The sequence below is a fragment of the Actinosynnema sp. NPDC059797 genome (genome assembly GCF_042732085.1).
In the GTDB taxonomy this organism is placed as follows: domain Bacteria; phylum Actinomycetota; class Actinomycetes; order Mycobacteriales; family Pseudonocardiaceae; genus Actinosynnema.
On record NZ_JBHWIE010000178.1, the window covers coordinates 1 to 15,196 of the forward strand.

A 15,196-nucleotide genomic window follows, 5' to 3' on the forward strand; every position below is an offset into this window, starting at 1 on the left:
GCCTACGTGGCGGAGCTGCGCGGCGGCGACCGGCTGGCGGCGCTGGCCGTGGACAACGACGACACCGCGGCGGTCCGGCGGGCGTTCGACCTGTCGTACGCGGCGCTGTCGCCGGCCGCGGCGCGGCTGTTCCGGCTGGTGGCCGTGCTGCCGGGGTCGGACTTCGGCGCGGGCGGCGCGGCGGCGCTGCTGGACGAGCCCGAGGAGGTGGCGCGGCGGCTGCTGGACGACCTGGCGTCTGCGCACCTGGTGCAGCGGGTGGGCGCGGACCGGTTCGCGCTGCACGACCTGGTCGGGGTGTACGCGGCCGACCGGGCCGCGGCGGCGGGCGAGGACGTCGCGGCGGCGCGGCGGCGGCTGTTCGACTGGTACCTGCGCACGGCCGTCGAGGTGGGCGACGTGCTGTACCCGGAGCTGGGCGCGTCCGGGCCGCCGCGGCTGACCCCGGACGAGGCGCGGGCGTGGCTGGAGGCCGAGCGGCCGAACGTGCTGGCGGCGACCGAGCACTGCGCCGCGCACGGCCCGCGCGAGCTGTCGTGGCGGCTGATCGACGCGGTGAGCGGGTACTTCGGCTCGCACGGCCACCACGTGGAGTTCCTGCACGCGGTCAACGCGGCGCTGGGCGCGGCGCGCGCGGCGGGCGACCGGGACGCGGAGGCGACCACGCTGGTGTGGCTCGCCACCGAGCACCGCAACCTGGGCAACCCGAGGGTGGCGCTGCGGCACCTGGCGCTGGCCCGCCCGACCGGCCGGCTGGAGTGGCTGCACGCGAGCCTGGAGGGCGTCGTGCGCCTGGAGCTGGGCGACCTCGCGGCGGCGGGTGGCGCGTTCGACCGGGTGGCGGCGCTGGCGGCGGAGGACTGGGCGCCGCCGCACGTGCGGATCGGCGCGCTCGCCGGGCACGGGGCGCTGCGGCTGATGCGCGGTGACGCGGCGGGTGCGGCGGAGCTGCTGGCGGAGGGCCTGGCGCTGGCGCGCGCCGCGGACGGGTCGAACGTGGAGGCGACGTGCGCGTGCCTGCTCGCGCGCTGCCGCACGGAGCTGGGCGACTACCCGGCGGCGGTCGACCTGCTGCGGCACGCGGAGGCGTCGTGGTACCGGACGGGGGTCCGGCCCGCGCGGGCCGAGGCGCTGGCGCACCTGGCGGTGGCGCTGTGCCTGGGCGGCGAGCTGGTGGAGGCGCTGCGGACGGCCCAGCGGGCCCTGGGGCTGGTCCACGAGCTGGGCGGCTACCCGCGGGTCGAGTCGGAGGTGCAGAACGCGCTGGGCCTGGTGCTGCGGCACCTGGGCAAACCGGGCCCGGCCGTGGCGTCGCACCTGCGGGCGCTGGAGCTGGCGGCGTCCACCGAGTACCTGTTCGGGGTGGCCCGGTCGCACGCGCACCTGGTGAGCGCGCTGGTGGCGGACGGGCGGCGGGCCGAGGCGCTGCGGCACGCGGGCACGGTGGCGGACCTGGCGGAGCGCGACGGGTTCGCGGTGTTCGAGCGGTTGGCGGCGGTGGCGCTGGCGGAGTCGGGGAGGTCATCCCACCGGCGGGAATTCCCGGACGTCCCGACCGCCGATCCGGCGGCCACTTGACGAAATGCGCCCCCTCCGGCATCCGGCGTTCCGGCACGAGGAGCCAATCAAGACCACTCCCCCGGGTCGTTGACCTCCCCACCGGCGGAGCGGGAGCATCGGGTTCCGATACGTGGGCGGCTCACAACTGGGGGATGGCATGGCTTCCGATCCGCACGTCGAACTGGCGCGGATCGCCGACGGGCCGCCGGGCACGTCCGCCGAACTGGTCTCCGCGCTCACCGACCTCGCCCGGCTGGCCAACGAGTGGTCAGAGGCGGTGCGCCGGCTCCAGGAGCCGACGCGGCGGTTCGTGGGCAGCGCGGCGGCGGCCTCGGTGTCGCTGGCGGCGAGGCGCGGCGAGGAGGCCTTCCTCGAACTGGAGGTCACGTTGGGTGACGCCGCCGCCGCACGGCGGTCGTTGCCCTTGGCCGCCCCGAAGGGCGAGGATGGTCGCCCGGTGGTCTAATCGCCGTCGCCGTCGACCGCACCGCATTGGAAGCTGATGACCTCAGGACTGCCCTGTCCCCTCTGCGAGGGCCCGGAGCGCCGCGGGGCACTCGACCGGACGCTGCGGGTGCTCGCGGTGGACGACGAGGCCCCCGCCCTGGAGGACCTCGTCTACCTGCTGCGCTCCGACCCGCGCGTGGGCCACGTGGAGGCGGTGACCGACGCGACCAAGGCGCTGCGCACGCTGCACCGGGCCATGGACGCGGGCCAGCCGGTGGACGCGGTGTTCCTGGACATCCGGATGCCGGGGTTGGACGGGCTGGACCTGGCCCGGGTGCTGTCCCGGTTCGCCCAGCCGCCGCCGATCGTGTTCGTGACCGCCCACCAGGAGCCCGCGGTCGAGGCGTTCGAGCTGAAGGCGCTCGACTACCTGCTCAAGCCCGTGCGCGCCGAGCGGCTGGCGGAGTCCGTGCACCGGATCGTGCACGAGGTGCTCGACTCCAAGACCGCCGAACCGGCCGCCGCCGCGCCCGCCGAGAAGGCGCCGGACGTCGGCGACGAGGTCATCCCGGTCGAGCTGGGCGGGATCACCCGGTTCATCAGGCTGGCCGACATCCGCTACGTCGAGGCGCACGGCGACTACGCCCGCCTGCACACCGCCACCGGCAGCGGCCTGGTGCGCGCCGCGCTCAACGGCCTGGAGGAGCGCTGGCGGTCGGCCGGGTTCGTGCGCATCCACCGCAGCCACCTGGTGTCGCTCGGGCACATCGACGAGCTGCGCCTGGAGGACGGCCACCTGAGCGTCAACATCGGCGGCGCGGTGCTGCCGGTCAGCCGGCGGCACGCCCGGCACCTGCGCCAGCTGCTGGTGCGCCGCAACCGGCAGCCGTCGTGACGGGATCCCAGCCGCCGCGCCAGCGCGTGGTGGTGACGAGCCCGCGCACCCGCGCGCCGCGCGCGCCCCGCCCCTACCCCGCGTCGCGGGAGATCGACGAGCAGAGCGAGCTGGGCGCGGTCTACATGCGCTCGCTGATCCGCACCCAGCGCCGGCTCGGGCTGCTGCTGTGCGCGGTGGTGTGCGGGAGCGTGGCGGCGCTGCCGCTGCTGTTCACGCTCGTGCCCTCGGTCGGCGCGCAGCGGCTGCTGGGCCTGCCGCTGCCGTGGCTGCTGCTGGGCGTGCTGGTGTTCCCCGTGTTCGTCCTGGCCGGCTGGTTCTACGTGCGGCAGGCCGAGCGCGGTGAACGCGAGTTCGCCGAGCTGGTGGAACGGTCGTGAGCAGCACCTACGGCATCATCGCGGTGCTGGCGGTGGCGATCGGGACCGTGCTGGTGGGCGCCTACGGCCTGCGGATCTCCCGGACCACCTCGGACTTCTTCGTCGCCTCGCGCACCGTCTCGCCGTGGTGGAACGCCTCGGCGATCGGCGGCGAGTACCTGTCGGCCGCGTCGTTCGTCGGCATCGCGGGCCTGGTGTTCGCGCACGGCCCGGACATGCTGTGGTTCCCGGTCGGCTACACGGCCGGCTACCTGGTGCTGCTCGCGCTGGTCGCCGCACCGCTGCGGCGCAGCGGGGCCTACACGCTGCCGGACTTCGCCGAGGCCCGGTTCGGCTCACCGACGGTGCGGGCGGTCGCGGCGGCGTTCGCGCTGGGCATCGGCTGGCTGTACCTGCTGCCGCAGCTCCAGGGCGCGGGCCTGACCCTGCACACGGTCACGGGCGCGCCGGACTGGGTGGGCGCGCTGGTGGTGGCCGTGGTGGTCACGCTGAACGTGGCCTCCGGCGGGATGCGCAGCATCACGTTCGTGCAGGCGTTCCAGTACTGGCTCAAGCTGACCGCGATCGCGGTGCCGGTGGTGTTCCTGGTGGCGGCCTGGCACGCGCACGGCGCGAAGGGCCTGACCGGGCCGGAGTACCCCGAGTTCACCAGGCAGACCACGGTGACGTTCGACGGCGCCGCCTCGTTCCGCGTGCCGGAGGCCATCCCGTACACTGGCACGGGCGTGGTGGACGGGGTCCGGGTCGACGGCGTCGGCGAGCTGGCCCCGGGCGACCACACCGCGGCGGCCGGCTCGCGGCTGACGTTCCCCGAGGGCGCGGCCGTGCCGCACGTCAGCTCGATCCCGGCCAACACCAACGAGACGTGGGCGATGCCCATGCGCGGCGGCGAGCGGTTCCCGCTGTACGCGGTGTACTCGCTGATCATCGCCACGTTCCTGGGCACCATGGGCCTGCCGCACGTGATCGTGCGCTTCTACACCAACCCCAACGGGCGCGCGGCGCGGCGGACCACGCTGATCGTGCTGGGCCTGCTGGGCGTGTTCTACCTGGTGCCGCCGGTCTACGGCGCGCTCGGCCGGCTCTACGCGCCGGAGCTGCTGATGACCGGCAACACCGACGCGGTGGTGCTGGTGCTGCCCAGCCGGGTGGTCGACGGGCTGGGCGGGCAGCTGCTGGGCGCGCTGGTGGCGGGCGGCGCGTTCGCCGCGTTCCTGTCCACCTCCTCGGGGCTGATGGTGTCGCTGGCGGGCGTGCTGAGCCGGGACGTGCTGCGGTTGCGCGGCGTCAGCGGGTTCCGGGTGTCGACGGTGCCCGCCGTGCTGGTGCCGCTGGGCATGACGTGGCTGGTGGGCAACGTGCCGGTGGCGGACATGGTGGGGCTGGCGTTCGCGGTGGCGGCGTCGTCGCTGTGCCCGCTGCTGGTGCTGGGCATCTGGAGCACCCGGATCACCACGGTGGGCGCGGTCTCCGGGATGCTCGCGGGCGGGTTGCCCGCGCTGGTGGCGGGGCTGGTGACGATCAGCGGCGGCGCCGGTTCGTGGTACCACGTGTTCCTGGCCCGGCCCGCCGCCTGGACCGTGCCGCTCGGGTTCGTCGTGATGTACGCGGTGTCGCTGCTGACGCCGCGTCGGGTGCCACCGGGGGTGAACCACGTGATGGTGCGCTTGCACGCGCCGGAGAACCTGGGCCTGCGCAGTCAGGACCGGCTGTGACCGCCGCGTGGACGGCCGGCGCGATACTGCTGGTCGGCCTCGCGGTGGTGATCACGCTGTGGCGGACGTCCCGCACCCGCAACGACTTCCTGACCAACGAGCAGCGGATCACGTTCGAGACGCTGCACACGGCGTGGTCGGCCGCGCCGCCGCTGCGCGCCGGGCTGGTGCCGGACGCGGCGAAGAAGTCGGCCAAGCACCTGCGCACGCTGCTCGGCACGCCCGCGCTGGCGCTGACCGACGAGACCGAGGTCGTGGCGTGGGAGGGCGAGGGCGCCCACCACGCGGCCGAGGCGATGGGCCTGGCGGCCGACGTGTTCGGCACCGGGCGCACCAGGGCGTTCGACATCACCTGCGCGCGCCCCGACTGCCCGGTCCACACGGCGGTGCTCGCGCCGCTGACCGTGGAGGGCCGGGTGGTGGGCGTGCTCGCCGCCTACAGCCGGGAGGCGTCGGCGGGGCTGGTGCGGGCCACGAACGAGGTGGCGCGGTGGGCGTCCGGGCAGCTCGAACTGGCGGAGCTGGACCGGTCGCGGACCCGGCTGGTGGAGGCGGAGGTGCGGGCGCTGCGGGCGCAGATCTCGCCGCACTTCATCTACAACTCGCTGTCCGCGATCGCCTCCTACGTGCGCACGGACCCCGAGCGCGCCCGCACGCTGCTGCTGGACTTCGCCGACTTCACCCGCTACTCGTTCCGCCGGGCCGGCGACTTCACCACGCTGTCGGAGGAGCTGAAGTCGATCGACCAGTACCTGGCGCTGGAGCGGGCGCGGTTCGGCGAGCGGCTGCAGGTGACGCTCCAGATCGCGCCCGAGGTGCTGCCGGTGACCGTGCCGTTCCTGTGCCTCCAGCCGCTCGTGGAGAACGCGGTGCGGCACGGCATGGAGGGCAAGGTCGGCCCGGGTCGGATCTCGATCCTGGCGGCGGACGCGGGCGAGGAGGCGCACATCACCATCGAGGACGACGGCATCGGCATGGACCCCGAGGCGCTGCGCCGCACCCTGGCGGGCCAGGTCGGGGAGACGGCGGGCATCGGGCTGGGGAACATCGACGAGCGCCTGCGCCGCTGCTACGGCGACGACTACGGGCTGGTGGTGGAGACCGCGCAGGGGCTGGGCACGAAGATCAGCGTGCGGGTGCCGAAGTACTCGGCGGGCGTGCACGCCTGAGGGAAGGGGTGACAGGGGTGGTGGAGCCGGGAGGCCCTCTCTTACACCACACGATGATCGTGGTCGACGTGCCGGTCCCGGCGGAGCGGAGGGTGTGGAACGCCTTCCGCCGTGATGTCCACGAGCTGGTCCGGTCCTCCTTCGAGGCGACGGGCTTGCCGTGGGACGACGGGCTCGTGCGCGACGCGGGCGATCCCATGCTCGTCCTCGTGCCGGCGCACGTGTCGAAGGTCGTGGTCGCGGAGACGTGGGTCGCGACATTGGCGGATCTCCTGCGGCAGCACAACGCGACCCGCGACGAGGGCGACCGGATCGGCATCCGGGTGGCGATCCACGCGGGCGAGGTGCGCCACGGCGCACTCGGCGACACTGGGTTGGAGCTGGTCACCGCCTACCGCCTCGCGGACTCGACCGCGCTGAAGGCCGCGGCGCGGACCTCGCCTCACGGTCTGGTCGTCATCGTCTCGGACTGGTTCTTCGACGAGGTGATCAGGCACACCACCCTGATCGGCGACTTCCGGCGGGTCCAGGTGCAGGTGAAGGCGTTCGCCGCCAACGCCTGGGTGCGGGTCGTCGGTCGGCCCGGTCCGGAACCGGCGGAACCGGGGGCGCGCACCGACTTCGCGGTCGTGTACGAGGCGCGGGACGCCGAGTGGGCCGAGTCGATCGCCGCGCTGCTCACCGGCGCCGGGTACTCCGCCGAGCTGGAGGCCCGTTTCCTCCGCACGCCCCCGACCGGCGGGGTGCCCGCCACCTTCGACCACGTCGACCGCCTGATCGTGGTCGTGTCGCCCAACCTGCCGGAGCGGGCCGCTTCCGCCCTCTCGCGCTGGCGCGACCGGACCACGGCCGTCGAGATCGCCTCGGGCGGCCCCGTGACGTCGTTCCCGCACCGGGTGAGCGTGGTCGGCACGGACCTGTCGGGAGCGGGCGCCTCCCTGCTCCGCGCGCTGGGTCTGCCCGGCTTCAACCCCATCGTCCACAACAGTGCTGTGCGGCACGGCACGGTGTTCTCGTCCGGTCCGGTCCTGCAAGCAGGACGTGACCTCGTGATCTCCTACCGCGGACCGGACGCGCCGAACCTGGCCATCGTCCACGCGGTCCCGGACGAGTTGTTCGCCGAGGAGCTGGCGAGCTCCCTGCGCCCGTTGGCCGCGGAGCGGGCGCTCGGGTGGATCACCACCCGGGCCGTCTCCGAGGCGAACCTCGACCTCGAAGGCCACGCGGACCCGCGGGTGCGCGACGCCGACCTGATCCTCGTCGTGATCAGCCGCGACCTGCTCGCCGTCCAGTACGGGGCGAGCCGGGAGTTCCGCGCGGTGGTGAACCGGTCCGTGTTGAACCGGGCCGCGGTGGTCATGCCCGTGGTGTACCGCCCGGCGGCGTGGGAGGAGCAGTTCGGCTTCCTGCCCCCGCTGCCCACCGGTGGCCTCCCGGTGGTGGACTGGCCCCGCCGCGACGATGCGCTCCTCAGCGTCGTGGAGGGGGTGCGGTTCGCCTGCGAGCAGCTGCGCGGCGGACCTCCGAAGCCGACCGGCGCCGGTCGGGCCCCGGTGCGCCGGCGCTTGAGCGAGGTGTTCACCGAGACCGGCGTGCCCACGGTGACGTTCGTCGAGCCGGACGAGTTCGACGAGTTCCGGGAGCGGCTGCGCCAGCCCGGGCTCGGCATCGTCCTGGAAGGGCCCTCCGGGATCGGCAAGACCACGATGCTGCGCCGGGCGATGGACCTGGACCCGGACCTGGCCGGCATGACCGTGCTCAGCGCCCGCGACCCGCGCCACCTCGACGACATCGCCGAGCTGCCCGAACGGCACGAAGGGCTGGTCGCGGTGGACGACTTCCAACGGCTGCGGCCGGAGGTCCAAGCCCGCCTGGCCGACCACCTCAAGCTGTTGGCGGACCGCGGTTCGGCCGACGAGCGGCTGGTCCTGGTGGGCATCCCCGGCACCACGCGCTCGCTCGTCTCGGTCGGCCGGGACCTCGCCACCCGCATCCGGGTGTTCCGCCTGGGCACCGCGCTGGAGGCGCTGGTGGTGCGGCTGATCGAGCAGGGCGAGGAAGCGCTCAACATCGAGTTCGACCGCAAGGCGGACATCTCGCGCGCCGCGGCGGGGAGCCTGCTCACCGCCCAGATGCTGTGCTGGCAGATCGCTCTGACCGCAGGGGTCCGCCACACCGAGCCGACCCGCCGGGTGGTGCGCACCGAACTGGCGCACGCGCGGTCCAAGGTGACCGAGCGGCTCAAGCTCAAGTACCACGACGTGGTGCTGGACTTCATCACGCGCGACCGGGCGGACGAGGCGGTGTGCGTCGACCTGCTGCTGGAGCTGGCCGCGGCACGGGACGGCATCCTCAGGCTCGACGGGCGGAGCGCCGAGCTGTTCGAAGGCCACCACGACGACCACCTGTTCCACGACCCGCGCTCGCGGCGGCTGGTCGTGGACGATCCGCAGTTCCTGTTCTACCTGCGGCAACTGCGCCGGGACGAGTTGCTGGACCTGGCCGGCAAGCGGCTGCCCGCACCGCGCGACCAGGTGTTCGTCTGCTACAGCCACCGGGACACCCGTTGGCTCCAGCGGCTCCAGGTGCACCTGAGGCCGCTGGAGCTGGACCTGTGGTCGGACCGCCGGATCGAGCTGGGGGACCGGTGGCAACGGGAGATCACCAAGGCGCTCGCCCGCGCCAAGGCGGCGTTGGTGCTGGTCAGCGCGGATTCGCTCGCGTCGGACTACATCAACTCCGTGGAGCTGCCCGCGCTGCTGGCCGCAGCGGAGACCGACGGCTGCCGCATCGTCCCAGTCCTGGTCGGGCCGAGCATGTTCCACCGCACCCCGGCCCTGAGCCGGTTCCAGGGCGTGCCCGCGGCCGGCACGTTGGACGAGTTGCCGGCTCCCGAAGCCGAGCGAGTCCTGGCCGAACTGGCGGGGGCGCTCGCCGAGTTGTTCACCTAGCGCCGGCCCTCGCCACAGCGCCTCCGGCGGCACGTTCACCTCGGCCGCCGGCGGTCCCGGGGGTACGTCCGCGTCCCGGCACGATCGCTCGCCCACGGCAGTGCGGACCGCGCGTACCGTCGGTGGCGACCCGTGCGCGCCCGGTGCGCGCGATGCCGCAGAACGGAGTGCCCGTGCCCGCTTACGCCATCGTCGACGTCGACGTGCTCGACGAGGAGGCCGGCCTGGCCTACGCGCCAGTGGCCCAGCGGACGATCCTCGACCACGGCGGCCGCTACCTGGTCGCGGGACCCACGCCCGAGGCCGTCGAGGGCACGTGGGAGTCGTCCCGGTTCACCGTCATCGAGTTTCCCGACATGGCCCGGCTCCGGCGGTGGTACGACTCCCCCGAGTACCGGCGGGCCCGGGAGCTGCGGGAGGGCGCGGTCCGGGTGCGGATGCTGTTCGTCGAGGGGTCGCCGCCCGAGGGCTTCACCCTCCCGTCCTAGCCGGTTCGGCGCTCCGCCCCCGCCCACAGCGCCTCCAGCGCCGCGTTCACCTCGGCCGCCCGCTGCACGTGCGGGTAGTACCCGGGTAGGGTGAGCAGCTCGGCGCCCACCCGGCGGGCGATCTCGCGGCCGGCGGCGATCAGGGGCTCGCCGGCCAGCCGCCGGTACGGCTCGGGCGCGCCCTCCCAGTCGCCCAGCACCACCAGGACCGGCCACCCGGCGTCCGCCAGCGGTGCCAGGGGCACGTCGGCGTCCCAGCACGGTCGTTCGCCCATGGTGGTGCGGGCCGCGCGCAGGCGCTTCGGCGTGGGCTCGGGCGCGGGCATCCCGACGGCCCCGGTGGACAGGCGCAGGTAGTCCTCGGGGCCCAGGTCGAGCGGGGCGGCGGTGGCCGCGCGGGCGCGGGCGAGGGCTTCGGCGACTACCGGGTGGTCCTCGGCGGGGCGCAGCGCGCCGGGCTGGACCAGGCACAGCGAGCGGACCAGGTCGGGGCGTGCCGAGGCGGCGAGCATCGCGGCCACCGCGCCGTAGGAGTGCCCGACGAGGTGGGCGCCGTCGCCCAGCAGGGGGATGACGTCCTCCGCGTCCACCTCGTAGTCGCTGCGGTGGGGGCCGTCGAGGTCGGGGCTGTCGCCGTAGCCGCGGCGGTCCACCAGGAGCAGCCGCCTGCCGGCGGCCAGGGGCCGCTGGTTGCCGAAGCCGTAGACCTCGTCGTCGCCCCAGCTCAGCACGCCGTGCAGGAACACGGCGGGCGGTGTGCCGGTGGGGCCTTCGACGACGGTCGCGCGCACGGGGGTCATGCCCCCAGTGAAGCGGACCTCAGGCCGCGACGAGGCCCGAACCCAGCGCCACCGCGCCCGCCTCGGTGAGGCACGCCGCGGCCCACTGGCCCGGCGCCACCGGCACGACCGGCTGGATCAGGCCCGCGTGCACCAGCGCCCGTGCGGTGACCGGGTCGCAGAACGGCAGGGCGTCGACCCGCACGTCCGGCTCGGCGTTCCCGGTCAGCTCGACCCGGTTGGCGGCGGTCGCGCGCAGCAGCGCGACCTCGCGTCTGGACAACTCCGGCATGTTCGCCACCTCCGAGGGGAACGGCGGCCGCGCGGGCGCCCGCGGTCCGCAGACCCGGGACGCCACCGCCCCGGCCGCCGTTCCCCCTTGCCCCTTCCGTCAGCCCGCGGCCCGTGCGCCGCGCCGTTCCGCCGCGTCGAGGACCAGCCTCAACCACTGGGCCTCGTCCACCGCCCCGTCCACCGCCACCCGCCGCAGCCGCAGCCACAGGCCCGCCTCGGTCCACTCCTGGAACCGGCGGTGCACGGTGGGCACGGTCACGCCGAACGTGGCGGGCAGGTGCCGCCACGCGCAGCCGCTGGTCAGCACGAACACGATCGCGGTGAAGATGGCCCGGTCCGACACCCGGCCCCGGCCGCCGCCCTGCCGGCGCACCTTCGCCGGCGGGATGAGCGGTTCGACCGCCGCCCACAGCGACGGCGGCACCAGGCGCACGGCCAACTGCTCGATCACGTCGGCGTGCGGGGGTCGGGGCGGCGCTTCGGGCGCGCGGCGCACCCACGGCTCCTGCCTCTGGGCGTCGCCGCGCTGGCGGGCGCGCAGCAACGTGGCCAGGGCGGCGTCGTCGGCGCGCCGCGGCGCGACCGCCCGGTACGCGTGTTGTTGCACCTGCCGGGCGATCTCCGCCCCGACCGTTCGGCCGAACGGCTGCACGGGTCGTACGTGGTTGGTCATCGGGTCCTCCGCCCAGGACGTCGTGATGCCAATCACGCTAGGAACAGCGGCGCCCCCTGGTAAGACGACGCGCGACGAACGGGAGCGGTGCAGCGTCACGCGGCCACCGGGGCGCCGCCGAACGGCCCGCGGTGAGCGACGAGCGGATGAGCGGTCACTCCCCGAGCCGGCGCGCCGGCGATACCCTCGACAGGTGACCACCCCGCCACGCCTGCTCGCCACCAGCGACCTGCACGTCACCTACCAGCAGAACCGGCAGTTCGTCGACGCGATCCAACCGCACTCCCCGGACGACTGGCTCATCGTCGCCGGTGACGTGGCGGAGAAGTTCGACGACGTGGAGTGGGCGCTGGGCCTCCTGCGCGGCCGGTTCGCCCGGGTGGTGTGGTCGCCGGGCAACCACGAGCTGTGGACGACGAAGGACGACGCGGTCCAGGCGCGCGGCGAGGTGCGCTACAAGCAGCTCGTCGAGCTGTGCCGCAGCATCGACGTGCTCACGCCGGAGGACGAGTTCGCGGTGTTCGAGGGCGCCGGCGGGCCGGTCGCGGTGGCGCCGCTGTTCACGCTCTACGACTACTCGTTCCGGCCCGCCGGGACGACGGACAAGGCGTCGGCGCTGGCCGCGGCGCAGGAGGCCGGCGTCGTCTGCACCGACGAGTACTTCCTGCACCCGGACCCGTACCCGAGCCGCGAGGCGTGGTGCGCGGCTCGGGTCGCGGAGACCGAGCGGCGGCTGGGCGCCGTCGACCCCTCGCTGAAGACGGTGCTGATCAACCACTGGCCACTCGTCCGTGATCCCACGTTCGTGTTGCGCTATCCCGAATTCGCCCTGTGGTGCGGCACCGACCGCACCGCGGACTGGCACCTGAGGTTCCGGGCGGCCGTCGCGGTCTACGGCCACCTGCACATCCCGCGCACCATCCGCAAGGACGGCGTGCGCTTCGACGAGGTGTCGCTGGGCTACCCGCGGGAGTGGCAGCCCCGGGGCTGGACCGCGGCGCCGCTGCTGGACGTGCTGCGCGAGGGGGACGCCCGGTGATCACGGACCTGCTGCCGCCGCCGGTCTCGGCGTTCGACGTCTTCGGCGACCCCGACGGGGTGGTGCTGTTCCCCGAGGAGGAGGAGCACGTCGCCAAGGCGGTGGACAAGCGCCGCCGCGAGTTCGCCACCGGGCGGCACTGCGCGCGCACCGCGCTCGCGGCCCTCGGCTTCCCGGCCGCGCCGCTGCTGCCCGGCCCCAAGCGCGAGCCCACGTGGCCCGCGGGCGTGGTCGGCAGCATCACGCACTGCAACGGCTACCGGGCGGCGGCCGTCGGCCTGGCCGACCAGGTGCGCGCGATCGGGATCGACGCCGAGCCGAACGAGCCGACGCCGGACGGCGTGCTGGGCGCCATCGCGCTGCCCGCCGAGCTGGCGCAGGTGGAGCGGCTGCGGGCGGACGGGGACAAGGTCGCCTGGGACCGGCTGCTGTTCAGCGCGAAGGAGACGGTCTACAAGGCGTGGTTCCCGCTGACCCGGCGGTGGCTGGGGTTCGAGGACGCGGAGCTGACCATCAACCCGGACGACGGCACGTTCAGCGCCCGGATCCTGGTGGAGACCCCGATCGTGGACGGCGTCCCCGTGACGGGTTTCACCGGTCGCTGGCTGGCCAGGGAGGGGTTTGTGGTCACCGCGATCGCGGTACCCGCGCGCTGATCCACGGGCTTGGAGGCGGGCAATGGGCGACGACGTCGGGCGGCACGAGTTCACCCGTGAGGACCGCACGCGCTACCGCACGAAGGTGCGCAGCTGCCTCGACGTGTTCGCCCGGATGCTGAGCGAGTCGCGGTTCGAGTTCGACCGGCCCATGACCGGGCTGGAGATCGAGCTGAACCTCGTGGACGACGCCGGCGACCCGGCGATGCGCAACGCCGAGGCGCTGGAGGCCATCGCCGACCCGGACTTCGTCACCGAGCTGGGCCAGTGGAACCTGGAGATCAACGTCGCGCCCCGGCAGCTCACCGGGGGCGGGATCACCGAGTTCGAGTCGGTGGTGCGGGACTCGCTCAACGAGGCCGACCGCAAGGCCCGCGACGTGGACGCGCACATGGTGATGATCGGCATCCTGCCGACGCTCCAGGCGAAGCACCTGGCCGTGGAGGCGCTGTCGGGCAACCCCCGGTACGCGCTGCTCAACGAGCAGGTGCTGGCGGCGCGCGGCGAGGACCTCCAGATCTCCGTCGACGGCGTCGAGCGGCTGCAGATGACGGCCGACTCGATCGTGCCCGAGGCGGCGTGCACGTCGACGCAGTTCCACCTCCAGGTGTCGCCCGAGCAGTTCGCGTCGCACTGGAACGCGGCGCAGGCGATCGCCGGCGTGCAGGTGGCGGTGGGCGCGAACTCGCCGTTCCTGCTGGGCAAGGAGCTGTGGCGGGAGACGCGGATCGCGTTGTTCCAGCAGGCCACCGACACGCGCAGCGAGGAGCTGAAGGAGCAGGGCGTCCGGCCGCGGGTGTGGTTCGGGGAGCGGTGGATCACGTCCATCTTCGACCTGTTCGAGGAGAACGTGCGCTACTTCCCCGCGCTGCTGCCGATCTGCGACCCCGAGGACCCGGTGCAGGTGCTGGAGCGGGGCGACACGCCGTCGCTGGCCGAGCTGCGGCTGCACAACGGCACGATCTACCGCTGGAACCGCCCGGTGTACGACGTGGTGCGGGACCAGCCGCACCTGCGGGTGGAGAACCGGGTCCTGGCCGCCGGGCCGACGGTCGTGGACACCCTGGCCAACGGCGCGTTCTACTACGGGCTGGTCAAGGCGCTGGCCGAGGAGGAGCGGCCGCTGTGGTCGCAGATGTCGTTCAGCGCGGCGGAGGAGAACTTCACCGCCGGCGCGCGCAACGGCATCGACGCGCAGGTCTACTGGCCGGGGCTGGGCACGGTGCCCGTGGCGGAGCTGGTGCTGCGCCGGCTGCTGCCGATGGCGCACGAGGGCCTGGTGCGGCTGAAGGTGGAGGCCGCCGAGCGCGACCGCCTGCTGGGGATCGTCGAGCAGCGGTGCCTGACCGGGGTGAACGGGGCGACGTGGCAGGCGCGGTCGTTCCACCGGCACTACGACCACACGGCGCTGGACCGGCCCGAGGCGCTGCGGCGGATGCTGCGGACTTATCGGGACCTGATGCACTCGAACGAGCCGGTGCACACCTGGCCGGTGAACTGAGCCGGGCTCGCGTCAGGAGTCGAACCCCGGGGCCTTGCCCACCGGTGCAACAATCCGGTTCGAGGTGACCGGACCACGACGGAGGCGCTGGTGGACGCGAGCGGGCGCAACGACGTTTCCGGGGCGGTCCACGGGGCGACCGTGCAGGCGCACATGATCAGTGGCGACGTGCACATCCACTCCCCCGGCGACCAGGAGCGCTTGATCGGGCTCCACGAAGAGCTGGGCCAGGTCCGGCGCCAGTTGGCGGACAGCCTGGCCGCGGAGCGCGACCTCACCCGCGAGGTGGGGGAGCTGCGGGGCGCCGTGGTGCGGCTGACCTGGGAACGCGATCACCTCGTCAACGAGGCCGAGCGGCGGAACGCGGAGCTGGAACGCGCCCGGACCGACCGGTTGGCCGCACTGCACGAGGCACAGGTGGCCCAGGCCAGGGTGCGCGCGTTGGAGACCGGCCTGCGGAACAACGCGGACGCGGCCACACCGCCGGCCGTCGTCGGAATGACGTGGTGGGTGAACGCGGGATCCGGGGCGACCCTGATCGGCATCCTTGCCCAGGTGGCTTTCCTGGCCACGCGCATAGCCGCGAGCTGGCCGTCATTCCGCTTGGTGATCAGCTCCACGCGCGGTGATGGTCGAGGGGGCCCGGTTC

At 74.0% G+C, this 15,196-nt stretch carries 13 protein-coding genes and 2 pseudogenes; 12 read left to right on the forward strand and 3 right to left on the reverse strand.

Annotated elements, in window-relative coordinates:
- From ACFV4N_RS28890 to ACFV4N_RS28925, 8 genes and pseudogenes are all read left to right on the forward strand, one after another.
- Window positions 1–1,578 (forward strand): annotated as a pseudogene (locus ACFV4N_RS28890) (AfsR/SARP family transcriptional regulator); the annotation flags it as partial.
- A gap of 139 nt (window positions 1,579–1,717) precedes the next feature.
- A complete protein-coding gene (locus tag ACFV4N_RS28895; protein ID WP_499675766.1) occupies window positions 1,718–2,026 on the forward strand; it encodes a hypothetical protein in 309 nt (102 codons plus the stop codon).
- 36 nt (window positions 2,027–2,062) lie between these two features.
- Window positions 2,063–2,902: a LytR/AlgR family response regulator transcription factor gene (locus ACFV4N_RS28900; RefSeq protein WP_499675767.1), complete on the forward strand. Its 840-nt coding sequence runs from the start codon at window positions 2,063–2,065 to the stop codon at window positions 2,900–2,902.
- Window positions 2,899–3,282 (forward strand): DUF485 domain-containing protein, encoded by a 384-nt coding sequence (locus ACFV4N_RS28905; protein ID WP_499675768.1) that lies wholly within the window; start codon window positions 2,899–2,901, stop codon window positions 3,280–3,282. Before ACFV4N_RS28900 ends, ACFV4N_RS28905 begins: the two co-directional genes overlap by 4 nt.
- Complete coding sequence (locus ACFV4N_RS28910; RefSeq protein WP_499675769.1) at window positions 3,279–4,997, forward strand: sodium/solute symporter; 1,719 nt, start codon at window positions 3,279–3,281, stop codon at window positions 4,995–4,997. Before ACFV4N_RS28905 ends, ACFV4N_RS28910 begins: the two co-directional genes overlap by 4 nt.
- Entirely contained in the window at window positions 4,994–6,166 is a 1,173-nt protein-coding gene (locus ACFV4N_RS28915; RefSeq protein ID WP_499675770.1) for a histidine kinase, read from the forward strand. The genes ACFV4N_RS28910 and ACFV4N_RS28915 overlap by 4 nt, the downstream gene beginning before the upstream one ends.
- Before the next feature lie 53 nt (window positions 6,167–6,219).
- Complete coding sequence (locus ACFV4N_RS28920) at window positions 6,220–9,117, forward strand: TIR domain-containing protein (protein WP_499675771.1); 2,898 nt, start codon at window positions 6,220–6,222, stop codon at window positions 9,115–9,117.
- A 152-nt stretch (window positions 9,118–9,269) separates the two neighbouring features.
- Window positions 9,270–9,605, forward strand: coding sequence for a DUF1330 domain-containing protein (locus ACFV4N_RS28925; RefSeq protein ID WP_499675772.1), 336 nt, complete (start codon window positions 9,270–9,272; stop codon window positions 9,603–9,605).
- On the opposite strand, the gene ACFV4N_RS28930 is transcribed toward ACFV4N_RS28925, so the two are convergent.
- The 3 genes and pseudogenes from ACFV4N_RS28930 to ACFV4N_RS28940 form a co-directional block, all read right to left on the reverse strand.
- Window positions 9,602–10,405, reverse strand: coding sequence for an alpha/beta fold hydrolase (locus ACFV4N_RS28930; protein ID WP_499675773.1), 804 nt, complete (start codon window positions 10,403–10,405; stop codon window positions 9,602–9,604). The two genes, ACFV4N_RS28925 and ACFV4N_RS28930, sit on opposite strands and share 4 nt — an antisense overlap.
- A gap of 19 nt (window positions 10,406–10,424) precedes the next feature.
- Window positions 10,425–10,676 carry a hypothetical protein gene (locus ACFV4N_RS28935; RefSeq protein ID WP_499675774.1) on the reverse strand — a complete coding sequence of 84 codons (252 nt, stop codon included), beginning with the start codon at window positions 10,674–10,676 and terminating at the stop codon, window positions 10,425–10,427.
- A gap of 111 nt (window positions 10,677–10,787) precedes the next feature.
- A pseudogene (locus ACFV4N_RS28940) lies at window positions 10,788–11,129 on the reverse strand (transposase); the annotation flags it as partial.
- 415 nt (window positions 11,130–11,544) lie between these two features.
- On the opposite strand from ACFV4N_RS28940, the gene ACFV4N_RS28945 reads away from it, so the two are divergent.
- The 4 genes from ACFV4N_RS28945 to ACFV4N_RS28960 form a co-directional block, all read left to right on the forward strand.
- Complete coding sequence (locus ACFV4N_RS28945; RefSeq protein ID WP_499675775.1) at window positions 11,545–12,390, forward strand: metallophosphoesterase family protein; 846 nt, start codon at window positions 11,545–11,547, stop codon at window positions 12,388–12,390.
- Window positions 12,387–13,046: a 4'-phosphopantetheinyl transferase family protein gene (locus ACFV4N_RS28950; RefSeq protein WP_499675776.1), complete on the forward strand. Its 660-nt coding sequence runs from the start codon at window positions 12,387–12,389 to the stop codon at window positions 13,044–13,046. The genes ACFV4N_RS28945 and ACFV4N_RS28950 overlap by 4 nt, the downstream gene beginning before the upstream one ends.
- 22 nt (window positions 13,047–13,068) lie before the next feature.
- Entirely contained in the window at window positions 13,069–14,547 is a 1,479-nt protein-coding gene (locus tag ACFV4N_RS28955) for a glutamate-cysteine ligase family protein (protein ID WP_499675777.1), read from the forward strand.
- A gap of 90 nt (window positions 14,548–14,637) precedes the next feature.
- On the forward strand, window positions 14,638–15,196 hold a 559-nt coding region (locus ACFV4N_RS28960), incomplete at its 3' end, for a hypothetical protein (protein WP_499675778.1).

What these genes read in the sequence shown, in the direction of transcription:
- ACFV4N_RS28900 (WP_499675767.1), top strand. Translation starts at nt 2,063, where the DNA reads ATGACCTCAGGACTGCCCTGTCCCCTCTGCGAGGGCCCGGAGCGCCGC.
- ACFV4N_RS28895 (WP_499675766.1), top strand. Translation starts at nt 1,718, where the DNA reads ATGGCTTCCGATCCGCACGTCGAACTGGCGCGGATCGCCGACGGGCCG.
- ACFV4N_RS28955 (WP_499675777.1), top strand. Translation starts at nt 13,069, where the DNA reads ATGGGCGACGACGTCGGGCGGCACGAGTTCACCCGTGAGGACCGCACG.
- ACFV4N_RS28925 (WP_499675772.1), top strand. Translation starts at nt 9,270, where the DNA reads ATGCCGCAGAACGGAGTGCCCGTGCCCGCTTACGCCATCGTCGACGTC.
- ACFV4N_RS28920 (WP_499675771.1), top strand. Translation starts at nt 6,220, where the DNA reads ATGATCGTGGTCGACGTGCCGGTCCCGGCGGAGCGGAGGGTGTGGAAC.
- ACFV4N_RS28935 (WP_499675774.1), bottom strand. Translation starts at nt 10,676, where the DNA reads ATGCCGGAGTTGTCCAGACGCGAGGTCGCGCTGCTGCGCGCGACCGCC.
- ACFV4N_RS28930 (WP_499675773.1), bottom strand. Translation starts at nt 10,405, where the DNA reads ATGACCCCCGTGCGCGCGACCGTCGTCGAAGGCCCCACCGGCACACCG.